23 protein-coding genes and 1 pseudogene are annotated in these 22280 nt (G+C 36.1%); 18 read left to right on the forward strand and 6 right to left on the reverse strand.

Annotated features, from left to right (window positions below; translation table 11 throughout):
* Positions 1–205 precede the first annotated feature (205 nt).
* From metG to MKY30_RS10465, 8 genes are all read left to right on the forward strand, one after another.
* A complete protein-coding gene (metG, locus tag MKY30_RS10430) occupies positions 206–1852 on the forward strand; it encodes a methionine--tRNA ligase (protein ID WP_147210760.1) in 1647 nt (548 codons plus the stop codon).
* Positions 1853–1993: 141 nt separating this feature from the next.
* Positions 1994–2248, forward strand: a complete 255-nt coding sequence (locus MKY30_RS10435) for a YfzA family protein (protein WP_186813658.1) — start codon at positions 1994–1996, stop codon at positions 2246–2248.
* Positions 2249–2605: 357 nt separating this feature from the next.
* Positions 2606–2977, forward strand: a complete 372-nt coding sequence (locus tag MKY30_RS10440) for a GntR family transcriptional regulator (protein WP_077604639.1) — start codon at positions 2606–2608, stop codon at positions 2975–2977.
* Between the two features lie 5 nt (positions 2978–2982).
* Entirely contained in the window at positions 2983–3852 is an 870-nt protein-coding gene (locus MKY30_RS10445) for an ABC transporter ATP-binding protein (RefSeq protein ID WP_147210762.1), read from the forward strand.
* Positions 3845–4456, forward strand: a complete 612-nt coding sequence (locus tag MKY30_RS10450) for an ABC-2 transporter permease (protein WP_147210763.1) — start codon at positions 3845–3847, stop codon at positions 4454–4456. The genes MKY30_RS10445 and MKY30_RS10450 overlap by 8 nt, the downstream gene beginning before the upstream one ends.
* Before the next feature lie 195 nt (positions 4457–4651).
* The gene (locus MKY30_RS10455; protein WP_341083836.1) at positions 4652–5521 is read left to right on the forward strand and encodes an ABC transporter ATP-binding protein; all 870 of its coding nucleotides are present in this window, start codon (positions 4652–4654) and stop codon (positions 5519–5521) included.
* Entirely contained in the window at positions 5514–6125 is a 612-nt protein-coding gene (locus tag MKY30_RS10460) for an ABC-2 transporter permease (RefSeq protein ID WP_341083837.1), read from the forward strand. Before MKY30_RS10455 ends, MKY30_RS10460 begins: the two co-directional genes overlap by 8 nt.
* 42 nt (positions 6126–6167) lie before the next feature.
* The gene (locus tag MKY30_RS10465) at positions 6168–6839 is read left to right on the forward strand and encodes a GOLPH3/VPS74 family protein (protein ID WP_147210766.1); all 672 of its coding nucleotides are present in this window, start codon (positions 6168–6170) and stop codon (positions 6837–6839) included.
* Positions 6840–6899: 60 nt separating this feature from the next.
* Here the strand turns inward: MKY30_RS10465 and MKY30_RS10470 are convergent, their stop codons facing one another.
* The 3 genes from MKY30_RS10470 to MKY30_RS10480 all read right to left on the reverse strand — a co-directional run bounded on the left by MKY30_RS10470 (position 6900) and on the right by MKY30_RS10480 (position 9035).
* Positions 6900–7550, reverse strand: a complete 651-nt coding sequence (locus MKY30_RS10470) for a PepSY domain-containing protein (protein ID WP_156985738.1) — start codon at positions 7548–7550, stop codon at positions 6900–6902.
* A gap of 242 nt (positions 7551–7792) precedes the next feature.
* Positions 7793–8689: a permease prefix domain 1-containing protein gene (locus tag MKY30_RS10475; protein ID WP_341083840.1), complete on the reverse strand. Its 897-nt coding sequence runs from the start codon at positions 8687–8689 to the stop codon at positions 7793–7795.
* A 1-nt stretch (position 8690) separates the two neighbouring features.
* Positions 8691–9035 (reverse strand): PadR family transcriptional regulator, encoded by a 345-nt coding sequence (locus tag MKY30_RS10480; RefSeq protein ID WP_371863298.1) that lies wholly within the window; start codon positions 9033–9035, stop codon positions 8691–8693.
* 375 nt (positions 9036–9410) lie between these two features.
* Here MKY30_RS10480 and MKY30_RS10485 point away from each other — a divergent pair, with 375 nt between their 5' ends.
* The 8 genes from MKY30_RS10485 to MKY30_RS10520 all read left to right on the forward strand — a co-directional run bounded on the left by MKY30_RS10485 (position 9411) and on the right by MKY30_RS10520 (position 19291).
* A complete protein-coding gene (locus MKY30_RS10485; protein WP_147210770.1) occupies positions 9411–10445 on the forward strand; it encodes an AbrB family transcriptional regulator in 1035 nt (344 codons plus the stop codon).
* Between the two features lie 20 nt (positions 10446–10465).
* Positions 10466–11317, forward strand: coding sequence for a DUF72 domain-containing protein (locus tag MKY30_RS10490; RefSeq protein ID WP_341083842.1), 852 nt, complete (start codon positions 10466–10468; stop codon positions 11315–11317).
* A gap of 652 nt (positions 11318–11969) precedes the next feature.
* Entirely contained in the window at positions 11970–13988 is a 2019-nt protein-coding gene (locus MKY30_RS10495; RefSeq protein WP_156985735.1) for a PRD domain-containing protein, read from the forward strand.
* Positions 13989–14011: 23 nt separating this feature from the next.
* Positions 14012–15463 (forward strand): PTS fructose transporter subunit IIC, encoded by a 1452-nt coding sequence (locus MKY30_RS10500; RefSeq protein WP_147210773.1) that lies wholly within the window; start codon positions 14012–14014, stop codon positions 15461–15463.
* Entirely contained in the window at positions 15453–15914 is a 462-nt protein-coding gene (locus MKY30_RS10505) for a PTS sugar transporter subunit IIA (RefSeq protein ID WP_147210774.1), read from the forward strand. Before MKY30_RS10500 ends, MKY30_RS10505 begins: the two co-directional genes overlap by 11 nt.
* A 378-nt stretch (positions 15915–16292) precedes the next feature.
* Positions 16293–17075 (forward strand): class I fructose-bisphosphate aldolase, encoded by a 783-nt coding sequence (locus tag MKY30_RS10510; protein ID WP_147210775.1) that lies wholly within the window; start codon positions 16293–16295, stop codon positions 17073–17075.
* An 18-nt stretch (positions 17076–17093) separates the two neighbouring features.
* Complete coding sequence (locus tag MKY30_RS10515) at positions 17094–18008, forward strand: cupin domain-containing protein (RefSeq protein ID WP_147210776.1); 915 nt, start codon at positions 17094–17096, stop codon at positions 18006–18008.
* Positions 18009–18268: 260 nt separating this feature from the next.
* Entirely contained in the window at positions 18269–19291 is a 1023-nt protein-coding gene (locus MKY30_RS10520; RefSeq protein ID WP_341083848.1) for a serine hydrolase domain-containing protein, read from the forward strand.
* Positions 19292–19324: 33 nt separating this feature from the next.
* Here MKY30_RS10520 and MKY30_RS10525 read toward each other — a convergent pair whose 3' ends face one another.
* A complete protein-coding gene (locus MKY30_RS10525) occupies positions 19325–19681 on the reverse strand; it encodes a DnaJ family domain-containing protein (protein WP_339284638.1) in 357 nt (118 codons plus the stop codon).
* 70 nt (positions 19682–19751) lie between these two features.
* Positions 19752–20099 (reverse strand): YugN family protein, encoded by a 348-nt coding sequence (locus MKY30_RS10530; RefSeq protein ID WP_341083850.1) that lies wholly within the window; start codon positions 20097–20099, stop codon positions 19752–19754.
* A gap of 213 nt (positions 20100–20312) precedes the next feature.
* Between MKY30_RS10530 and MKY30_RS10535 the strand changes: the two genes are divergently transcribed.
* Entirely contained in the window at positions 20313–20615 is a 303-nt protein-coding gene (locus tag MKY30_RS10535) for a PD-(D/E)XK nuclease family transposase (protein WP_339284641.1), read from the forward strand.
* Positions 20593–21543, forward strand: a pseudogene (locus tag MKY30_RS10540) (Rpn family recombination-promoting nuclease/putative transposase). Before MKY30_RS10535 ends, MKY30_RS10540 begins: the two are co-directional and overlap by 23 nt.
* A gap of 74 nt (positions 21544–21617) precedes the next feature.
* Here the strand turns inward: MKY30_RS10540 and MKY30_RS10545 are convergent.
* Positions 21618–22277 carry a DUF6320 domain-containing protein gene (locus MKY30_RS10545; RefSeq protein WP_339284642.1) on the reverse strand — a complete coding sequence of 220 codons (660 nt, stop codon included), beginning with the start codon at positions 22275–22277 and terminating at the stop codon, positions 21618–21620.
* Positions 22278–22280: the final 3 nt, after the last annotated feature.

Raw genomic sequence — 22280 nt, forward strand, 5'->3', positions numbered from 1 at the left:
CAAAAAATCCGATAAATAGGACCAAGAAGTTCAAGGCGACAAATTTTTACGGACGGAGCGTATGCTTCATAATACGTGAGTATCGGAAAAAATTGTCAACGTAGAAATTCGCCGTGTCATTTTTATTGGACTTTTTGAACATCCTCTTAATATCCTTATCTCATAACTGTATCTATTGAATTAATAAAAATGAGGAGTGTTGGAAATGGCTGTATTTATTGGCGGCGCATGGCCGTATGCAAATGGTTCCCTTCATTTAGGGCATATTGCCAGCTTATTGCCGGGGGATATTTTAGCAAGGTATTATCGTTTAAAGGGAGAAGAGGTTCTGTATGTTTCTGGTAGTGATTGTAATGGAACACCGATTTCTATCCGTGCATCACAGGAAGGGACGACAACTGAGATCATTGCTGAAAAATACCATCAGGAGTTTGTGGACATCTTTGAAAAACTAGGCTTCTCCTACGATTATTACACGAGAACAGATAGCACATTCCACCATCAGGCAGTACAGAAAATCTTTTTAGACCTGCTTGATAAAGGGTATTTAGAGGAGAAAACAACAGAACAGGCATATTGTGAAAAGGATAAGCGCTTTTTACCAGATCGTTTTGTAGAAGGACGATGTCCAGTCTGTGGAGAAAATGCACGGGGAGATCAGTGTGATCATTGCTCTGCTGTTCTTGATCCGCTTGAACTGCAGGATAAAAAATGTAAGCTTTGCGGCGAAGAGCCGGCGATACGTGAAACAGCACATTATTACTTTTCCTTTGGCAATTTTTCAAATGAGCTTACTTCCTCAGTCAATCAAGCAGAGAAGAAAGAACGCTGGCGTGATAATGCCCTTCAATTTTCAAAGCGTTATTTGCGGGAAGGGCTGAAGGAAAGAGCAATGACAAGAGACCTTCCTAATGGGATTGATGTTCCTGTAGAAGGATTCGAAGGGAAGAAAATTTATGTATGGCTGGAGGCTGTTGCGGGTTATTTAACCGCGAGTCAGGCATGGGGAGAAGAGCATCAGCAAGATATAGATAAATGGTGGCAACCTGATAATTCCACAAAAGCTTACTATGTACATGGAAAGGATAATATTCCGTTTCATACCATTATCTGGCCAGCTCTATTATTGGCACTTGGGGAGAAACAGCTTCCTACCCATATTGTTTCCAATGAATATGTTACTTTGGAAAAAAGAAAGATTTCTACCAGCAATAACTGGGCTGTCTGGATAAAGGATGTGTTGGATACCTACCACCCGGATTCACTGCGTTATTTCCTGACCATTAATGCTCCTGAAAACCGGGATGCGGATTTTTCCTGGCAGGAATTTATCCTTAGTCATAACGGTGAATTATTAGGGGCGTATGGAAACTTTATCAATCGTACACTGAAGCTTATTGAGAAAAATAATGATTCGAATATCCCTCAGGCAGATCCAGAAGCAGAGATAGTGGATAAAGTAAAAAAACTTTATCCAGTCATTGGAGAGCTTGTGGAAACAGGGAAATTGAAGCAGGCATTGAGCGAGATATTTGACTTTATACGGGAAGCAAATAAGTATTTTGATTTTCAGGCACCTTGGAAGCAGGTAAAAGAAAATCCTGAGGAAGCTGATAAAACTTTAGCAACCTGTGTGTATATTATTGTAAATACGACGCAGCTGTTGTATCCATTTCTGCCTTATTCTACAAAACAGGTTCAAGAAATGCTGTCAATCAAAGAGCTGGTATGGGAGGAAATAAGTAATCTTCCGCAGCAGGTGAACAAAGTTGTGGCGCTTTTTGAAAGGATAGATAAAGGAAAGATTGAAGAGGAGAAACAGAAGCTGGTGCAGCAATCTGCTTTAAATTGAATGACTCAACAACTGTTAAAAGATCTTGGAATTTATTCAAGGTCTTTTTCGATTTTATAATTTATGGTTGAAAAAAATACTTTATTTTGTATATACTGTTAATATAGTATATATACAATAGTTTAAGTGAAGAGAATGCAAATGAAAGCATGGGTAATTCAGATTGGTTTTTTTATAAGTCTCAATTTAATATTGATGATTGTTGATGGCACGCCTTTGGTTATGGATTTTGAATTTGGTAAGTTTGGGAATGAAATGCTGCAGAAAGATATTTTTACAAGATGGTTTAATTTTTACGAAATACCATTTTTTAATGTGATTTTACTGTTTGCCACCATTCATATAATATTATTTCCTTTTTATCAAATTATCTTTAAAGTACGTGCCAGGAAATAAGTTTCTGATTGAGAATTTTTATAAGCAGATTGACTATGTAAGAGGAAAGAATATATATGAATGAATTTTGCTCCAGTCAATATTTCAGAATGGACAAAACGGGATGATGCATGATGAATGTCTGAAACAATTGAGAACGTTACTGGATACAAAATTTACGAAGTCTGTTCATTTTCTTAAATCTACTTTATTTGTCTTCTTAATTTTAATAGTCCTAATTTTTTATTACGCAGACGATAGTTACTCTTTTTTTACTTCTCGAATTGGATCAAATATTTTCATTATAGCTGGATGAGTTTATTCAATACTTCATACTGTGTATAATGTAGATATACAATCAGAAAAAGAGGTATGGACATGCAAATTATCATATCAAACAGCTCCAAAGAGCCAATTTATGAGCAGATCTTAAAACAAATTCAAACAGCAATTCTTTCAGGCGAGCTGGCGGAAGGAGATGCACTGCCTTCCATCAGACAGCTGGCAAAGGATTTGAAAATAAGTGTGATCACAACAAAACGGGCCTATGAAGAATTGGAGAAAGCGGGATTTATCTATTCCATTGTCGGAAAAGGCTCGTTTATAGCGGAACAAAATTTAGATGTGATTCGGGAGAAGAAATTAAGAGTAATTGAAGAGCAGCTGAGCGCGGTTATTTCTAATAGTAAAGAAATCGGTCTGCCTTATGAAGAACTGCAGGAATTATTAAAGCTGTTGTACGAGGAGTGATGGGAATGGAAAATGTGATAGAACTCCGTGGTGTATCGAAAGCATTGAAGGCATTCACGATAGATAATATGGATTTACAAATAAAACAGGGCTTTGTAACTGGATTTATTGGAGCAAATGGTGCCGGCAAGTCGACGACAATGAAGCTTATTATGAATCTGCTGCAGCCGGATAATGGAGAAGTAAGTGTATTCGGGCTGGATTATGCCAGTCATGAAAAAGAAATTAAAGATCGTATCGGCTTTGTTTATGACAGTAATATATTTTATGAATCTTTGAATCTGAAGGATATCAGCAGGATTGTGGCGCCTGCTTATAAACGTTGGAATCATCAGCAATTCAAAGCTTATGTGAACCAATTTGAGCTGCCTTTAAATAAGCCGATTAAGAAATTCTCTAAGGGGATGCAGATGAAAGCTTCTATTGCAATTGCTCTTTCCCATGATGCGGAGTTAATTATTATGGATGAACCCACTGCAGGCCTGGATCCGACATCTCGCAGGGAGCTTTTAGATATTTTTCAGGAAGTAATGGTAGACGGAAAAAGAACGATTCTCTTCTCCACACATATAACAAGCGATCTCGACCGGATTGCCGATTATATTGTACTGATTGACGAAGGGAAAATCCTCTTTGATAAACCTATTTATGAGCTGCAGGAGCAGTATGCATTAGTAAAAGGAAGTACGGAATTACTTGATCCAGACACGGAAGCTTATTTTATAAAAATAGATCGTTCTCCAAATGGTTTTCAGGCTTTAACAAAGGATGCGACGAAAGTGAAAGAAGTCTTCGGAAATCATGTTGTGATTGAAGAAGCCAGTTTAGAAGAGATTATGTTCTATATGAAAGGAGCAGATAGTCATTATGATTAATTTAATCAGGAGAGATTTGATTATACAGAAATTTCAGTTGTATTTATTCATTCCATGTATTCTTTTCTTTATTATCTTTGGTTCACATCTTTCTGCCTTTTTTATTATTGTGTTTGCTGGATTCTTTATTCCAATAAATGCATATTCGTATGATGAAAAGGCAGAAACAAATATTTTATTGAATTCTTTACCTTATACACGTACGCAAATTATTGCTTCTAGATATATTGGCGCTATTTTTTATATGGCGGTATCTATCGGTATCACCATTGTTCTTTTTTCTTTGTTTAATAGAGCTTTCACTTGGACAGATATAGCAATTGGAGCAGGAATTACGCTTGCGATGTTTGCGTTTGCTTTTCCGTTGTTCTATCTATTGAAGCCGGGATATATTGGAACAGCAATTGTGATAGGATTTATTCTGTTAGTTATCTTAAGTCAGCCGGCAATAACATTTTTGGGCGAGTATCTAACCCCAATCGTTCAGTTTTTCGCAAGTGCATCCACTACTATACTTTATTTAAGCAGTGCAGGTATTCTCATTGTGTTGTATGCAGCTTCCTGGCTGATTAGCCAAATGATTTATCAAAGGAAAGCCTTTTAAAAGATATGAATATTTCATATTTGAATAAATATTTGTCAGAGATCTTGAGCATAAAGCCAGGGTCTTTTTTTTACGAAAAAATCATTTTTGTAGTTGCAAAGAAAATAAAAAGATGTTTTAATAATGTATATAGTGTTAATATAGTATATATACAATAGTCAGTTTAGATGCAAAATAATGAGGGGAGTAATACGTATGAAAAATATAGTTGAATTTAAAAATGTAACCAAATGTTTTAAAGATTTTTCCTTGGAAAATATCAATTTACAAATAAAACAAGGGTATGTAACAGGCTTTGTCGGTGCTAATGGAGCCGGTAAATCAACGACAATGAAGCTGATGATGAATCTTTTACAGGCTGATACAGGGGAAGTAAAAATCTTTGGGATGGATTATGCCAGTAATGAGAAAGAAATCAAGGAGCGTATGGGCTTTGTCTACGACAGCAATGTGTTTTATGAAAGTTTAAATTTAAAAGATATACGGCGAATTATAGCGCCAGCTTATAAAAATTGGGATGATAAGACATTCTATAACTATATCAAGATATTTGAATTACCTTTAAATAAAGCAATTAAAACTTTTTCAAAAGGGATGCAGATGAAAGCTTCCTTGGCAATGGCTTTATCCCATGATGCAGAATTTATTATGATGGATGAGCCGACTGCGGGATTAGACCCGGTTTTTCGGAGAGAACTTTTAGACATCCTGCAGGAAATTATGGAGGATGGCAGAAGAACGCTATTCTTTTCCACGCATATTACCAGCGATTTAGAGCGGATTGCAGATTATATTACGTTTATTCAAAAGGGAAAAATTCTTTTTAATGACTCAATGCAGAATGTACAGGATCGTTATGCTTTGGTAAAAGGAAGTATTGATTTACTTAATCAAGATACAGAAAAATTGTTTATAAAGACAGAGCGTTCTTCTTATGGATTCCAAGCTTTAACAAATGATGCGGCTGAGGTAAAGATTTTGTTGGGAGATCGTGTTGTGGTTGAGGAAGCTACATTAGAGGATATTATGTTTTATGCGAAAGGAGCGAAACACCAAAATGTTTAATTTGATAAAAAAAGATTTAATTATACAAAAGACACAGATTATCCTATTTATTCCATTAATTATTTTTCTTATCCTCTTTGCAAGAGATATTAGCCCGATTTTTATTTTTCTGGTAGCCGGTGCTTATATATCGGCAAATGCTTATGTATATGATGGCATGGTAGAATCAAATATTCTTCTTAATTCTTTGCCATATACACGCAAGCTGATTGTTACTTCCAGATATATTGGAGCTATGGTATATATGGTTTTATCGATGGCGATGGCTGGGGCTGTTCTCTATTTATTTGATTATAGTTATGACATGATGGATATGGCTATAGCGGCTGGATTGTTCTTCATTTTCGCAGCTATCGCGTTCCCGTTATTTTATATTTTAAAGCCTGCTTATATCGGAGTAGTGATGTTTATCGGGATGATTGCTTTAGCAATAGGTTTTCAGCCCGCTGCCCGTTTCTTGGAGCGAAACCTTATAACAATTACTGATTTTATTACAAGCTTATCAACAACAATGCTCTATCTTAGCGGAGCAGCTATAGCAATTGGTTTATATCTCATATCCTGGATAATCAGCCAATTTATTTATCAAAGTAAAGTTTTTTAACGCTGCAATATTAAAAATAGAAACTGAAAAGGAGGGGAAAACATGCTTTTATTAGCTGAGCAACTTTTCTTATTATCCATTAGTCCCAAAACCAATCAACCTTATGGGCGTGCTTCCTCCGCATTGCCCTATTGTTTAAGCGGCGCTTTACTGGCAGAGCTTATGCTGGAAGATAAAGTTAAGCTGCGTCAATCTAAGATGGAAGTCGTTCATACAGAAGTGGAAGATCCGCTGCTGAAAGAAGCAATAGAGATTATGCGGCTTAAAAATAAGAAAACACCAAAGTATTGGGTTTCTGCTTTGAAACGTTCATACAAAAATCTTCCGCGCAAAATTGCTGATAAATTAGAGCAGGCTGGTGTAGGTAACATGGAAGAAAAGCGGATTCTAGGTATGTTTCCATCTTATACGTACACCTTTAATCAAGCAGATTTTAACAGAACGATGAGAAAAAACTTTCGGACGGTTTTAGGAAAAAGTAAAAAACAAGATCTCTTAGAAAAAGAAGAAGAACGAATCGTTGTATTGATGTCACTTGTTCATATCAGCAGTTTACTTCGCATCGTATTCCCGGAACGGAAAGAAGCTAAGTGGGCAGAAAAACAAATCAAGCAGATGAGTAAGAATCTTCCTGTTTCCAAAGCTGTCAAAGCAACACTTGATTCGATTAATGCAGCTATTTTTGCAGCGTTTTCCTCTGCTTCAAGATCTTAAAAATAGACTGACCTAAATAAAGCAGGCTTAAGCTCAAGGCTTAGCCTGCTTTATTTAAATTTAATCGTCTACTTCCACATGCAGCTGTTCTCCAGACTCTGCATCAATATAAACATCTACTTCCTGAGATCCCATATCTTCAAAATTAATTTCATATATTGGGCTGCCATTTTCAAATTCTAATGACCAGCCTCTAGCGGTAATGCCATCTGTTTCAGGAGCTTCAGAAGCTGTGGACAGTGCTTCTTCTGCAGAAATATAATCTGCCAATACCAATTCATCATATTGTTCATCTGATTCTTTTTGTTCTTTTTCCTCAGATATAACGTCACCAGACTGATTAATCTCAACGGAGTATTCCATCGTATCATCATAGCCGTCTATATCATAGACAAGCTCCCCTTTTTCTTCATCCAGCTGTATGGAAGAAAGGCTCGAACCCGGGAAGTGATCGTGGAAAGCTTCCATGGCATCCTCCACAGTTAAGGATACATTTGTTAAGTCTAGATCGTCATTACCCTCTGTTGAGCCATTATTGCCATTAGTGTTATCTGCTGCATTTGAATCATCATTATTATTATCGTTTGTGTTTTCACTTGTATTTGAATCATTTGCTGCGTCATTTCCTGTGTCGCTGTCATCGCTTGTCCCGCAAGCTGCTAAAGTAATGGAAAGAAGCAGTGTCAGACATAGAAGCAAAAATTTTTTCATGATTGTTCTTCCTTTCCAATCTCTGTTTAAAAGAGGTATTTAAACTCATAATACCCAATAAAAAAAGAATAAAACCAAAAAATAAATATTTATATTTTCGAAAATAGTTTTATTGGACTTTTTGAATATCTTTATAAATTAAACTGTTCTGGGATAACTATTTTATACATAAAGAACACCCAATTCTTTTCAGAATTTGGGTGCAGAAAAACAGATAAAAATATAGTAATGAAGCATGGATATTATTTTGTTGCTGAATTGCGTCTATGCTTTGATATCATACGGTACTCAATTAAGAGCTCTCCCATAATGGCAAACAGAAAGACAGGAAGAGCGTAAAGGATATTAGTCAATATCCAGATAAGAAGAAAGACCCCAATTGCTCCAATCCATAAAGCTCCGGACAGCATTCCACGTTTTGTTACTTCTTCTGTATCTTTATAATAGCCTGCGTAGGCTTCATGATATCGTTCATGCTCCTGCATTAGCCATGGCTTGAATCGCTTCTTTTCTGTAAGGATTAAGAAGGCGATAACCAGAATGCCTGGTAATACAAAAGGAACCAGCACCCCCAGGATAGCAGCTGGATTACTGTTTTCCATAAAATAATGTGAACTGGAGATGGAAATTCCGAATAAAATGACACCAACAGCAAGCGCATAAATAAGTGCCCTTTTCCAGTCCATCGGATATTTGGCAGTTGTTTCTGTTGTTAAACCTAAATAGGTTAATGCTGCTCCTGCAGGTACAACAAATGGCAGGAAGGAGGAAATAGCAATGAATAAATTATTTCCCGCAGAAAAATAAGTGATTAGACTCGTAATAATTCCAAACAATAAAACTCCTGCAGCAAGTGTATACCCAATTGCATATCCTGCAGAAAGTTTAGGCTTTGGATCCACATACATTTTTCCAATAATCTCCTTTCGTTTTTCTCTGCTTAAATCATCGGCAATTGCTGTAATATCACCTAATTCTGAGACAGCTTCTGCAAATGCCTCATCAGATGATTTCCCTGTTTTTTCTAAATCCTGCACGCGGTCTTTTAAATTTATTATGATTTCTTCTTTGAAGTCCTCCAGTTCAGCTGTTGACTTATACCCGTGAAATAAATCATCGACATATTTTTTTATCATCATATTAGTCGTCTTCCTCCTTCAATAATCGATTCAAAATCCGTTGCGTAAATTCCCAATCGGCGATATTCTGTTTGTATTGTACGCGGCCTTTATCAGTAATCCGGTAATACTTTCTCCGGCCGCCCTGACTTTCATCTCCCCAATAGGCGACGATACATGTTTCTTTTTCCAATCGTTTATAGCTGGAATAAAGTGTGGCTTCCTTTAATTGATATAGCCCATCTGTTCGATCCATAATAGATTTGTAAATTTGGTACCCATAGGCATCGTTTTTTAATAGTATTCCCAACACTATCGTATCTGTATGACCGCGCAATAAATCCGCTGAAATTCTTCCTTCCAACAAAACCCCTCCTTGCCTTGCAATGACTCTTCTTATCTATAACAAATAAAATACTGTGACAGACAAAGTAATTGTTTATATAAGTATATTACTATGTCTGTCATAGTATGTCAATGCAGATATTTAACATGGCTGATATATATTACAAATTACTAATCAGAAAAGGACAGTAGGTAGAAAAAGAAGCAGTAAGAACAAGTTTTGACGTAGTTCTTCTTTGTTTGATAGGGATGATTCATTTTTGTTGGGGAGCAATTAGATTTATAAAACCTTCTTCTTCGCATTTTCTTTTTCAAATATTTTACTTACAGATACGAAATAATGGATTTTAGAATTTGCATGAACACGTTATAATAGGGAGAGAAGGAAGGGAATTATATGCTGTTTTTATTCCTGAGAACATTTGCAATTGGCCTCTTAGGAGCTTTTATTTTTTCACTCATCGGCTTGCCGATTCCCTGGCTGCTTGGATCGATGCTAATGACATTGTTGTTCCAGTTAAAGTCGCCCTGGAAAATGGTATGGGATCCAATCTTTCGTAATATCGGCTTAGTGTTTGCCGGATATACGATTGGATTTGCATTTACGTTAGATGCACTTCAGGAGATGGTGCGCTATTTTCCGATGATGTTTTTGATTAACATTATCTTTTTTATTTTATTTATTGGTGTCAGTTACGCAGTTTCGAAATGGGCCCGCCTGGATATTGGAACAGCGATGACATGCTGTGCTCCTGGAGGGTTACAGCAGGTGGTAGTCTTTGCGGAGGAGCAAAAAAATTTAAATATTACAGTCGTGACGTTTTATCATGTTATGCGGCTGCTGGCGATTATTACGATGGTTCCCTTTATTGTTTCCAGTAACAGCGGCGGAGCTACTCCTGATAAATCAACAGAAAGCTATTCCCTGATTTTATTAGGTTTATTGATACTATGTTACATAGCAGGAATTCTTTTTAAATTTATTAAGGTTCCTACGGCTTATTTATTAGGACCTGTATTCCTTATTATGGTATGCAATCTATCGTCCATTCAAGTCCCGGTTATGCCGGATAATTTATTACATATTGCACAGCTTTTTATTGGAATTTATATGGGCTTATTATTAGAACGGGATAAATTAAAGAAAATGAAATCTCATATTGTTTATGCTGTTGGCTCCTGTGTTATTTTAATTGGTGTAGCATTTCTGATCAGCGAATGGATGGCACATTATTTTATGGATTTTGCCACTAGCTTTTTAAGTGTTGTTCCAGGTGGTGTCGATCAAATGGGGATTATTGCTGCATCTATCCAGGCGGATGTCACTGTTGTTACATCATTTCAGCTGTTCCGAATTTTATTTTTATCTATTATAATTATTCCATTCGTAAAATATATGGTACGGAGGGAACAAAGAAGAGGAAGAGAATAAACAGGGGAGGAGTGTGAAAAATGATTCAAATTGGATTGACAGGATGGGGAGATCATGATTCTATTTATGCTGCTGATACCAGAACACACGAGAAGCTGCAGGAATACAGCAGTCATTTTCCGGTTGTGGAATTAGACTCCTCTTTCTATGCGGTACAGCCTATCCGCAATATGGAAAAATGGGTAAAGGAAACACCGGAAAATTTTCAATTTATCGTGAAAGCCTATCAGGGTATGACAGGGCATGATCGAGAAGAAAAGGAAAATCCGTTTGAAACCAAAGAGGAGATGTTCCAGGCTTTCAGGGAATCCGTTGAGCCGCTTCAAAAAGCAGGGAAGCTGGGAGCTGTGCTTTTTCAATTTCCGCCATGGTTCGATTGCAGGCAGGAGCATGTACAATATATTCGTTATTGTAAGCAGCAGATGAAGGGGATTCCTGTTGCCTTAGAGTTCAGACAGCAAACCTGGTATGAGGAAAGGTTTCAACAGCAAACCCTGGATTTTATGAAGCAGGAAGGCTGGATTCATACGATTGCGGATGAGCCTCAGGCTGGTGTAAAATCGGTCCCGTTTGTGCCTGTGTTAACCGTAAAGGAAAAAGCCATTATCCGGCTGCATGGCAGGAATGTTCATGGCTGGAACTATTCAGGGAATGCAAATTGGCGGAAGGTCCGCTATTTATATGAATATAGTGAAAAGGAATTAACTGCTATAGCGAAAGAAGTAAAAAGGCTGGAAAAGCAATGCAAAGAAGTTATCGTTTTGTTTAATAATAACTCCGGCGGACATGCAGCTGGAAATGCTAAGCAGCTGCAGCAGATGTTGGGGATTGAATTTGATGGGCTGGCTTCGCAGCAGCTGGGGTTGTTTTAATACAAATGTGTACGTACCGGCTGTAATGAAAGATAGAGAACTAGTTAGAAAGAATGGGAAATAATATAATAGATTACGAAATCACTTCTAAAAGAAGTGTAATAGAGCTGTAGATATTGTACGCATAAAAAGGATCTTATTAACAAATTGGTTAATAAGGTTCTTTTTAATTAGAGAAAAAAGATTATCCTATTCAGTTTGGATGTCATTTATAAAATAACTTAGAGAAATAAGGGAGGTGTTTATTAAAAAAGAACTTAAAAGCACAGCAGAACGCCAGACGGAATAATCATTTTAATTTAAGTCAACTCAAGGGACAGAGCTGTGAAGTCATCGAAGGTTAAAAAGTTTTACTGTAGACAGCTGGATAAAGGAAAGAATAGCTGCTGCAGTATGGAAAGGAAGTGAAGAAGGGGAATTAAGAACGTATCGTAAGTAAAGAACGGCAGAAGCCTGTTTAAAGATAATGAAGTATTCCGATAGTTATAGCGTCTCCATCATATAAAGGTATTGGTTCTAACAATTTACTTTATTATTCGTTTCAATATTGCTTGAATAAAGCTGCAACAACTTGGTATATTGCTGCGCTATGTTCAGTGATATATTTTAAATTAAGAACATAACTAAATTCTTTAAAGAGGGGAATAAGCCAATGGTTAACTTAACTACGAGGCAAAAAAAATTACTCAGTCTGATGTTAAGCGAAAAAGAATTTAAAACTATAAAAAGTTATGCTTCCGTGATGCGTATTTCCGAGAGAACAATCTATAATGACCTGGAAATAATGAGAAATTTTTTAGAAGAAAATAATGCAAAGCTCCTAAAAAAGCCAGGTACAGGTGTGAAAATTCAAATTAATCATAAAGAAAAGTTCAGAATACTGCATCGTATAAATGTATTTAAAGATAAAATAGTGCCCCTTTCTACCAATGAGAGAAAAATAGACATACTTAAACAACTGTTATTATCAGAAAAAACGACGTCTTTACAAAAGTTGTCTGAAAAGTATTTAGTAAGTAAAAGTTCCATAGTGAATGATTTAGATGAAATAGAAGTATGGGTTCGAAAGTATAGTATTAAGTTAATTCGAGATAGGAAAGGTACTAAAATTATAGGAGATGAAAAAAATAAGAGAAAAGCAATTGCTGAAATAATCATAAGAAGCTTAAATTGCGATTTTACAGATGATGAAGAATTCCCCCAGACCAGGATAGAAATTGGCATATTTAAAGGATTGTCAAGTATGTTTAATACTTCTGAAGTGATTATTGTAGAGGAAATTATCGGTGAAGCAGAAAAGAAATTAAATTACTATATTACGGAACCTTATTATACCAATTTAATAACGCATGTATTAATATCTATCAGTCGTATTAAGAGCGGTTATAAAATAGACAAAATATTAAGTTATGGTAAATGCAGCAATAAAAGCAAAACTTATTTAGCTGCACGCTTTATTGCAAAGAAAACAACGGAAAAACTTTTTATAGATATCCCTGAAAATGAGATTATTTATATCCACCAGTTTATCCTTAGTTGCGGGATAAATAAAGATATGAAACATGCAGACCTTAGTGAATTAATAAGTACGATAGATAAAGATACCCATTTTGTAGTCAAAGAAATGATAGCGCTATCATCAAAGATTGTGAATATAGATTTATCTTCTGATAAAGAATTGTATCTGGGTCTGCTGATGCACGTAAAGCCTATGTTAAATCGGCTCCATTACTCTATTCATATAAGAAATCCATTGTTAAGCGATATTAAAGAACAGTATTCGGGGACTTTTGCAATGACTCTTCTTGCAAGCTCGGCCATTGAAAATAATTTGGGATTAAGAGTGAATGAAGATGAAATAGGATATTTAACTGCTTATTTCCAGGCTGCAATAGAACGGAGAATGACGGTTAAAAATGTCATCGTTGTTTGTCCTGATGGTATAGGCACATCCGAACTGATTGCTAATCGAATAAAAAGATATTTACCTCAATTTAATGTGAAAGCGACAATGTCATTAGCTGCATTAGAAAATTTGGAGAATGGTAATGAAAATATAGATTTTATTATATCTACAGTACCTATTAAATTTGAATCTATACCGGTAATCGTTATATCTGCTTTAGTAAACGAGATAGATTTGAAAAATATTTCAAGCTTTACCGCAAATTTATCTATTTCTCACATGATAAAAGGAAATTCTTCTTACAGTGAATTGTTGGGATTTTTAGAGAAAGATCTTATATTTTGTGATTTAGCTTTTCAAGATAAAAATACTGTTATTAATTTCATGAGTAAACAGCTTAATAGTAAAGGATATGTTAACCAAAATTTTGGAGCATCAATTATTGAACGTGAAGATATTACGCCAACATCTATAGGGAAAATGGTTGCGATGCCACATGGAAATTCGCTTCACGTTAACGAGTCTAAAGTTTCGATAGCTATTTTAAGAAATGCAATAGATTGGGGGAAAGGCGAGAAGATAAAAATGATTTTTATGATTGCAGTCAGAATAGATAAAATAAGTTCAAAAAAAATCATCCGGGATTTTTATCGTCTATTTGAATCAGATAGTATTTTGAAAGAAATTATTTCTTGTAACGCTCCTGAAGAAGTACTCCAGGTTTTAGAAGGAACCAGCAAATATCTTGAAAGTAAAAATTGCTAAGCAAGCAGAGAGGGGTAATTACATTGAGTAAAGTGAAAATTGTTGCCGCAACCGGCTGTCCAACAGGTATAGCACATACTTTTATGGCTGCTGAAGCTTTAATAAGTGCAGCTGAAAAATTAGGAGCAGAGATAAAAGTAGAGACACATGGACAAGTAGGAATAGAGAATCAGCTGACAAAAGAAGAAATTCAGCAGGCAGATGGTGTGATTATAGCGGCTGATAAAGATGTTTTGGCAGATAGATTCTCTGGAAAACCGACTATAGATGTTTCTGTCTCAAAAGCAATAAAAGATCCTGAAACTTTAATACAAGCGATTATAAATGGTGAAGCAAAAATCTATCGGTCTAGTAATCAGGTTAATCGAAATGATGAGGATAATGAAGAGTATGAAAAGAAATCCATAGGCAGAATAATTTATCAGCATTTAATGAACGGTATTTCCCACATGCTTCCTTTTGTAGTTGGAGGAGGAGTACTAATCGCATTGTCTTTCTTATTTGGAATTAACTCTGCTGATCAGAATGATCCGTCATATTCCGCTTTTGCAGCATTTCTTAATAACTCTGGAAGTATAGCGTTCAGCTTAATGCTTCCAATGCTAGCAGGCTATATTGCGTCATCCATTTCACAAAGATCCGGGCTGGTCGCGGGATTTATAGGAGGTATGATAGCTGACCAGGGTGGAGCAGGTTTTTTAGGTGCTCTAATAGCAGGATTTTTGGCTGGATATCTTATGTTGTATTTGTCGAGATTTTTGAAAGGGCTTCCGGAATCATTAAATGGATTAAAAGCAATTTTTATTTTGCCTTTAGTAGGGATCTTTGCGGTTGCTGGAATAATGACTGTACTGGTGGTTCCTATGTCTTCGATTAATACCTGGATGCAAGAATTTGTAACTGGTTTTCAAGGAGCCAGTCCAATCCTTTTAGGGATTATTGTAGGCTGTATGGGGGCATCTGATTTAGGAGGACCGATTAACAAGGCAGCATATGTAACAGCATTGGCATTGCTGGCGGATGGAAACTATTATTTTATGGCTGGAGTTTTCTCGGCAAGTATGACACCACCATTGATTACTGCTTTCGCTGTAATATTTTTTAAAAGATATTTTAATCAATCTGACCGGAGTGCAGGAATTGTAAATTTTGTATTAGGATCTACACAAATTACAGAAGGAGCAATTCCATTTGCCGCAAAAAATCCTGTCGTTATGATTCCTATTTTCATGATAGGCTCTTCTATTTCTACTGCTCTGACTTATTTAATGGCAGTCCAGATACCAGCTCCCCATGGCGGATTTCTGATACTACCTGTTGCAACAAATGGCTTATTATGGATAGCATGCGTTTTAATCGGATCAATCATTGGCTCGATACTATATGGTTTTTACCAAAAAAGAACATTCAATAAAAGAGCAAAAATAAATATATCAGATCAAACAGAAAGGACGGAGGTAAAACATGTCGGATAAAGATCTATTAAAATCAGCATATATTTCTTTACATGAAAACCTTGCATCAAAACAAGCCGTATTTGAGCGAATAGCGGAGATAGCAGTAAATAATCATATAACTGGTTGTAAAAATGAAATAATTAATGGTTTATTTCAAAGAGAAAATCAATCAACAACAGGATTTTTAGATGGGTTTGCTATTCCGCATGTTATATCTGAAACAGTGAATCATGCGAGTGTGTTTATATTAAAAAATGAAGAAGGTATTGATTGGGAGTCATTGGATGGACAAGAGACCATATTTTTTATTGCTTTATTAATACCAGAAAAGAGTCAAAGCCATCACTTAAAATTACTTTCTGCTATTGCTAGATTGCTGATGGATGAGGAGATTAGGCAAAAGCTGCTCCAAGCTACAGACAAGGAAGAAATATCTAATTTATTAACACCGGCAGTATGCAACAGGTAATACTAACAGAAACCTTGTTATAAGTTTGCTGGAAGGATGCTGTAATAAGCTGGTATATTGCTTTTTCAAAGTCTGTGATACGGTCTAAATAAGAAAATTAAGGATGCTATATATAAGCACAAAGGATATTTATGGGATTTTTGTTGCGGTAAATATGTATAAAAAACACTTGTATTCCACTGTTTGCAGATTATTACTTGTTCTGAAAAAAGCAATAGGTATTTGAAAATAGAAATCTCATTATTTATAATTTTATATCTTTATTAAAAGTTTTTGTGTTCTATGAAAGGAGGTGAATGTAATGAACTAAAAAGTATTCCACTGTCCTCTTTAGGAGTTTCATTGAAATAAAAATATAATTATAAGGAGATTAAAAAAATGAGTATTGAATTGCGCATGTCAAAAATCTTCAGACCAGAAACAGGAAATACATTTATATTGCCAGTGGATCATGGACTTTCTTTGGGTTACGTAGAAGGACTTGAGAACCCAGCTCAAGTTTTAAAAAATTTAAAAAGTGATGATGTGGATACAGTTTTAATTGCTGACGGACTGGCAAATCAATGTGACGAAGTTTTTTTTGGAAGGAATGCACCATCAAAAATGTTATGCGCAGATATTTTCTATGAAGAAGATGGGGAGTTATTTCAAAAGCTCGTGTTCACCCCTGAGACTGCTCTGAAAAAAGGATATGATTGTTTAAAACTTATCCTATTCTGGGATAGACCTGCAAAAGAAAGAATTCAGTTTGTTGATCTGATTGCCCAATGCATTGAAGAAGCTCATAAATTGGAATTGCCTGTATTAGTAGAACCACTGACAAGAAATCCGATAGCTGACCAAGAAGAATATGTACAAATTTTATCTGATGGTGTCAGAACAGCTTTTGAATTAGGGGCAGATATTTTGAAAGTTCCTCACCCGGGAGATGCAGGGGTCCTGAAGAATTGGGTAGACTATTATAATGTACCTTTTATTTTATTAGGTGGAGGAAAAAGTGGAACGATTGAAGACTTGAAAACAACTGTCCAAGAAGCTATTGATGTTGGGGTAAGAGGAGTTGCAATTGGCAGAAATATCTGGCAAAGATCACCTGAAGAAGCTAAAGAATTAATGACAAGTTTCTCTGACATTGTACACAAAAGATTAAGTACTTATTAATATGGAAAGGAAGATATAATGGCTAAATTATTAGATATATTAGAAAACTTTCCGTTTAACAAGGATGAAAAGAGGCCATTGCTGATTCGTAAACAAGATTACTCTACAGCATTGTACCCGCCGGATAATGCATTCACTTCTGATAATACTTTTACAATGGTTTCAACAGATACGTTTATGTTGGGAATCTACGAATTAGGACCGGGCGGAGCTTTTGCACCCCTGGATATTCATCCGGGGGATGAGACTTATTATATATTGGACGGGCCTGTCGTTCAACGGAGTGGGAATGGACAGTTTGCTTATTTAGAAACTGGAGAAGGTTTATATATGCCGGAGGGCGCCTGGCACTGTGGTCATAACTTTTCTGGAGGAAAAGCGAGAATCCTTTACTTCATAACGCCAAAGGCCTGGAGCGAAGCAATTCCTCCTGCTGTAATTCCATCAGAAAGTGAAACAAAATTCTACAAAGGGCCTAATAATAATCAGTTACCTGATATGAAAAGCAAAATTAAAGATATATCCAGACAAGGATGTACAGATGATATAGGTGCTTGGCCGGTAGATGCAGAAGAAGCAAGGAAGACCGGGTCTGTATATGCAGTCCGTGAAAATGAAAAATTAAATAATATCCATGGAACAGAACATCCCATGCTTTTAAGGTTTATTACCAGCAATAATTACGGACATATGGGTGAAATGATTCTGCCGGCAGGCGGTTATGGACCGCGTTGTTCGGACCCTGACAGCCATGAAGGAGACGGGGCTTTATATTGTGTGGACGGACCTGTGACCATAAACCTTGTAGATATGGAGGAGAGTTTTGTCTTAGAACCTGAGGATACTTTTTTCTTGCCGGCAGAAACTAAGTACCAATTAGTAAATTTCGAAAGTAATCCTGTAAAGGTCATTTTTTCAATTACAAAACTGTAGTTACTACTTTAACAGGAAGTTTGGCGGTTGATATAAAAATCCTCTATTGAAGTTTATAACCAATAGAGGATTTTTTTGATTATAATGAACAACAACAGCTTGATGAAATATTGTAATTTTCAGTATTTAAACATATAATAATATTAACCTTAAATCAGAACGGAGGAAAATCATATGATTCGTTATATGGTATGAACATCTTAACTGATATCCTTTTTTAAATCATAAAAAAATACTAAAGGATTTCAGGAGGGACAAAAATGAATACAGAAAAGAAGCGGAACAAGCTGATGGAAGTGCAAAAGGAACTCTCTTTTTCAGGTGCTTTCTATGCAAAAAAGCAGGATGAAATAATAACAGGAAGCAGCGGATTCAGAAATCGTGCTGAAAAGCTTGAAAATCAGGTGGATACACGATTTGGCATTGCTTCAGGGTGTAAGTTATTTACCGCAATTGCTATTGCCCAGCTTGTAGAAATTGGGAAACTCTCTTTTGAAACAAAGCTGCAAGATTGTGTGGCAGAGAAATTTCCTTACTTCGACAAGGATATTACTATTCATCATTTATTGACGCATACTTCAGGTGTGCCTGATTATTTTGATGAGGAAGTGATGGATGACTTCGAACTGCTGTGGGAGAAATTCCCGATGTACGGTGTCAGAGCACCAAAACATTTTCTGCCGCTTTTTCAGCATAGAGAAATGCAGGGTAAACCAGGCAGTTCCTTTCAATATAATAATTCCGGCTATATTTTATTAGGTTTGATTGTGGAACAGGCTACCAACCGCAGTTTTCCTTCATTTGTAGAAGAAAATATTTTTAAAGCAGCGGGGATGAATGATTCAGGATATTTTGAAATGGATTGTTTACCGGAACGGACAGCCTTAGGCTATGTAGAAGAGCTTAATGGAAAATGGAAGACAAATATTTATTCTATTCCTGCTAGAGGCGGTTCAGATGGCGGTGCGTATGTTACCGTACGTGATATGGCTAAATTTTGGGATGCTTTGATGGATTACCAGCTGTTATCTGAGGAAATGACCCGGGAGGTACTGCAAGCACGTGAATGTGTAGATGAGGAAGATAATATCTTTTACGGCTACTCCGGTTATATGGAATTAGATGACAATCAAGAAGTAATAAAGTATATTCAGATGGGATATGATCCGGGAGTTAATTATCGTGCAGTTCATTATCCGCACGATAAGAAGACGATGATTGTGTGCTCTAATGAATCTGAAGGTGCTTATGAGCTGTTAAAAGAGATGGAACGTATAATATAAATAAAAAAAGGGATTAACTGGGTTAATCCCTTTTTATCGAAACAATTTATGCCTAATCCTGCTAGCATATTTACGAAAAACACTGCTTTTATCAAGCTTCCGTTCTTTAGTCAATTTTTGAAAAGCCACTTGTTTTTCTGATAGATCGGCTTGCTTTTCTCCATTCGTTGCAATTTGCATTAAGTCGCGGTGCGATATATATTGCTTTTGATTTTCCTGCTCATCTGAAAGGTAGCCTGCCCGTTTTAAAATACGAAAAGATTGTTTAACCTCTTCAGGCAGTCCTGCAAATTCATCACGCAGATCCAAACGCTGTCCTTTACCAGGCAAATTATCAAATTCACCATCGTCCACTGCCTTTTTAATTTGCTCTTCCACAAAGTGATACATAACGCCCCCTCCTTATGAAATCTGAATATAATTCTTATTTTAGTATGCTAGAACGGAGAAGGAAATTCAACTAGAGATTATTATCAATATGATTGATAATCTGCTGTACTGCTTGTTCTCCTGCCAGCTTCCAATCGTTTTGCTGAAAAGAATTTAAATCTGAATGAACAGCATGTTTAATAATAAGAGGTCTTCCAAATTCAATTTGAACAGATGGCTGGCCGTGTTCTTCTTGTATTACTTGGTAAGGAAGAGATAAATAGAGTCTTTTCCCACCCTGACTGGTAAGAATCCCATCAAAACAGCCTTCCCTCTTATTATTTTTTCCTGCTATATGAAATCCAAGTCCTTCTAGGTGAGGCTTCAATTTTTGAAAAAAACCTCTTTTTCCTGGTAAATGAGTTTCTAATACAATCATTTATAATTTCTCCTTTACATTCTTCTATATAAGTTCAACTTATATAGAACTAGTTTTACCTTCAGTTAAGTAAAACATACGGAAATACAGAGGGATAATCTGTGCAGATTATTTTATAAAAACTTCTTGTTTTAAGAACGTTTGTTCTGTATAATGTGTTTAGATAATCTCTCCTCAGAAAAAAGCCTCACTATCATAAAAGGATGTGTTATTATGCCTCAAATTTGCCTCCGTAAAGTATATTCCTCATCAGAAACAGCGACTCTGTGCATACAGGAAGATTACAAATCATACAACAAGTACCAAAAAAGAAAAGGACGAACCAAGAAAGCATTACTTCAAATACCAAATCATCAATTAATGGATTTGAAGGTGGATTATGCTTTCAAGCAATTGTTTGGAAATGAGAAAAATAAGGATATCACTGTCGTTTTTCTCAATGCGATTCTAGCGAAATCAGGAAGAAATCCAAATATTGAAATTGGCGGCGAATATGAAGGAGATAAAAAAATCTAGATTAGATATCTTCGTTGAGACAGAGAATAAAGAACGGGTCAACATAGAAATTCAAATCAATAATAAGTATAATATGATTAATAGAGCACTGTATTACTGGTCGAGGCTTTTTTCAGAGCAGCTAAAAGAAGGGTAAAGCTATAAAGAACTGTATCCTGTTATCAGCATTAACATTATGCATTTTAACCTGTTGCATGATACAGATTCCTACCATAATATCTTCCGCTTGCATGAGATTCACCAAAAATATCCATTAACTGATATGATCGAATTTCATTTTGTGGAAATCCCTAAATTAATCACCGCATGGAAAAAGAATCAGCTGAATCCATGGGAAGATGTATTAACCTGTTGGTTGCTGTTATTAGGAGTCGTGGACAGAAGAATGAATCATTTCTATGACGATATCTTTCAAGAATTGGAGGAGATTGCGATGGAGGATAAATCTTTAAATATTGCAATGCGTGTCTGGGAAGATTTAAGCCGTACAAAGGAAGAGCGCCGGGAATATGAAATACGCCTGAAGCAAATTTTAGATGAACAATCCATGAATCGGGATAGAGAGTTATTGGAGCAGGAAATGCAAGAACTGAAAACTCAGAAGGATGAACTGGAGATACAAAAAGATGAGCTGGAAACCCAGAAAGATGAGCTGAAAACTCAGAAAGATGAGCTGAAAACTCAGAAAGATGAATTGAAGGCGGAGAAAGAAGAAGCGGAAATTAAAAGAAAAAAGGAAGAGACAAAAAGAAGAGAAGAGGAGGGCAGAAGAATTGAAGCTGAGTCAGCATTGGAAGAGTCCACGAAACAGATGGCACTAAAAATGTTAGAACGGGAGATAGATTATATCACAATTACGCAAGTGACTGGGCTTACTTCAGAGCAGTTAGAAATTATTCAGCAAGAAGCGGAGAAAAATGATAAATAGTCTGTAAAATCCCATGATGAAATACGAAACAATAAGGCACATGCTTATAATTGAAAAAAAGCATGTGCCTTTATTTAGAAATGAAATCTCCGTACAATTTCATTCTTCATTGTTTTTTCTGAAAATAGTATCATGCCGATTAATGTCAGCAGAGCATATAAAGCAGTTGCTGCACTCGGCCATAGAACAGTGGACCAGGAGCTTAAGAATAGGATAACGGGTAGAAAGCCGAGAATGACCATCGTTGACATATATCCAATGTATTCCCGCCATTTCATTGGCTTCCGCAGCACAATAATCGTTACAAAAAAGGTTGCCAATGTGACAAGAAACGGGATCACATAATGAATGGACCATTTTGAGCTTCCGGATGCTGCATCTAAAATAAACAGCATGACAGAGAGTGAGATCACTTGAAGGACTACTTTTGATCCGGTATGAGCTCTGGAAAGGAAGGTGTGATTTATAGTCAGTACACCATACAGCACAGGTCCCAATACATATAAAAACCATAGCCTTTCCGGGTTCGTCAGTAAATTAATCAACAAGCTTGTACTAATGCCAAAAATCGCAATAAATAAGACAAGACGCTGAGCAAATCGGCGCCGTTTGACCTTAGTCTCATAAACAGGGTAATATTCATTATCTCCTGTTTTATCAGAAAGCTTACGTTTGCATAACGGGCAATATTTCTGTTTTGTATAGACACTGCAATTTGTGCAATAATGCTGCATTGT

Source organism: Oceanobacillus sp. FSL W8-0428 (assembly GCF_038004405.1).
Taxonomy (GTDB): domain Bacteria; phylum Bacillota; class Bacilli; order Bacillales; family Amphibacillaceae; genus Oceanobacillus; species Oceanobacillus sojae.

Coding starts and splice junctions, on each gene's coding strand:
- metG (WP_147210760.1), top strand. CDS start 206: ATGGCTGTATTTATTGGCGGCGCATGGCCGTATGCAAATGGTTCCCTT.
- MKY30_RS10435 (WP_186813658.1), top strand. CDS start 1,994: ATGAAAGCATGGGTAATTCAGATTGGTTTTTTTATAAGTCTCAATTTA.
- MKY30_RS10440 (WP_077604639.1), top strand. CDS start 2,606: ATGCAAATTATCATATCAAACAGCTCCAAAGAGCCAATTTATGAGCAG.
- MKY30_RS10445 (WP_147210762.1), top strand. CDS start 2,983: ATGGAAAATGTGATAGAACTCCGTGGTGTATCGAAAGCATTGAAGGCA.
- MKY30_RS10450 (WP_147210763.1), top strand. CDS start 3,845: ATGATTAATTTAATCAGGAGAGATTTGATTATACAGAAATTTCAGTTG.
- MKY30_RS10455 (WP_341083836.1), top strand. CDS start 4,652: ATGAAAAATATAGTTGAATTTAAAAATGTAACCAAATGTTTTAAAGAT.
- MKY30_RS10460 (WP_341083837.1), top strand. CDS start 5,514: ATGTTTAATTTGATAAAAAAAGATTTAATTATACAAAAGACACAGATT.
- MKY30_RS10465 (WP_147210766.1), top strand. CDS start 6,168: ATGCTTTTATTAGCTGAGCAACTTTTCTTATTATCCATTAGTCCCAAA.
- MKY30_RS10470 (WP_156985738.1), bottom strand. CDS start 7,550: ATGAAAAAATTTTTGCTTCTATGTCTGACACTGCTTCTTTCCATTACT.
- MKY30_RS10475 (WP_341083840.1), bottom strand. CDS start 8,689: ATGATGATAAAAAAATATGTCGATGATTTATTTCACGGGTATAAGTCA.
- MKY30_RS10485 (WP_147210770.1), top strand. CDS start 9,411: ATGCTGTTTTTATTCCTGAGAACATTTGCAATTGGCCTCTTAGGAGCT.
- MKY30_RS10490 (WP_341083842.1), top strand. CDS start 10,466: ATGATTCAAATTGGATTGACAGGATGGGGAGATCATGATTCTATTTAT.
- MKY30_RS10495 (WP_156985735.1), top strand. CDS start 11,970: ATGGTTAACTTAACTACGAGGCAAAAAAAATTACTCAGTCTGATGTTA.
- MKY30_RS10505 (WP_147210774.1), top strand. CDS start 15,453: ATGTCGGATAAAGATCTATTAAAATCAGCATATATTTCTTTACATGAA.
- MKY30_RS10510 (WP_147210775.1), top strand. CDS start 16,293: ATGAGTATTGAATTGCGCATGTCAAAAATCTTCAGACCAGAAACAGGA.
- MKY30_RS10515 (WP_147210776.1), top strand. CDS start 17,094: ATGGCTAAATTATTAGATATATTAGAAAACTTTCCGTTTAACAAGGAT.
- MKY30_RS10520 (WP_341083848.1), top strand. CDS start 18,269: ATGAATACAGAAAAGAAGCGGAACAAGCTGATGGAAGTGCAAAAGGAA.
- MKY30_RS10525 (WP_339284638.1), bottom strand. CDS start 19,681: ATGTATCACTTTGTGGAAGAGCAAATTAAAAAGGCAGTGGACGATGGT.
- MKY30_RS10530 (WP_341083850.1), bottom strand. CDS start 20,099: ATGATTGTATTAGAAACTCATTTACCAGGAAAAAGAGGTTTTTTTCAA.
- MKY30_RS10535 (WP_339284641.1), top strand. CDS start 20,313: ATGCCTCAAATTTGCCTCCGTAAAGTATATTCCTCATCAGAAACAGCG.
- MKY30_RS10545 (WP_339284642.1), bottom strand. CDS start 22,277: ATGCAGCATTATTGCACAAATTGCAGTGTCTATACAAAACAGAAATAT.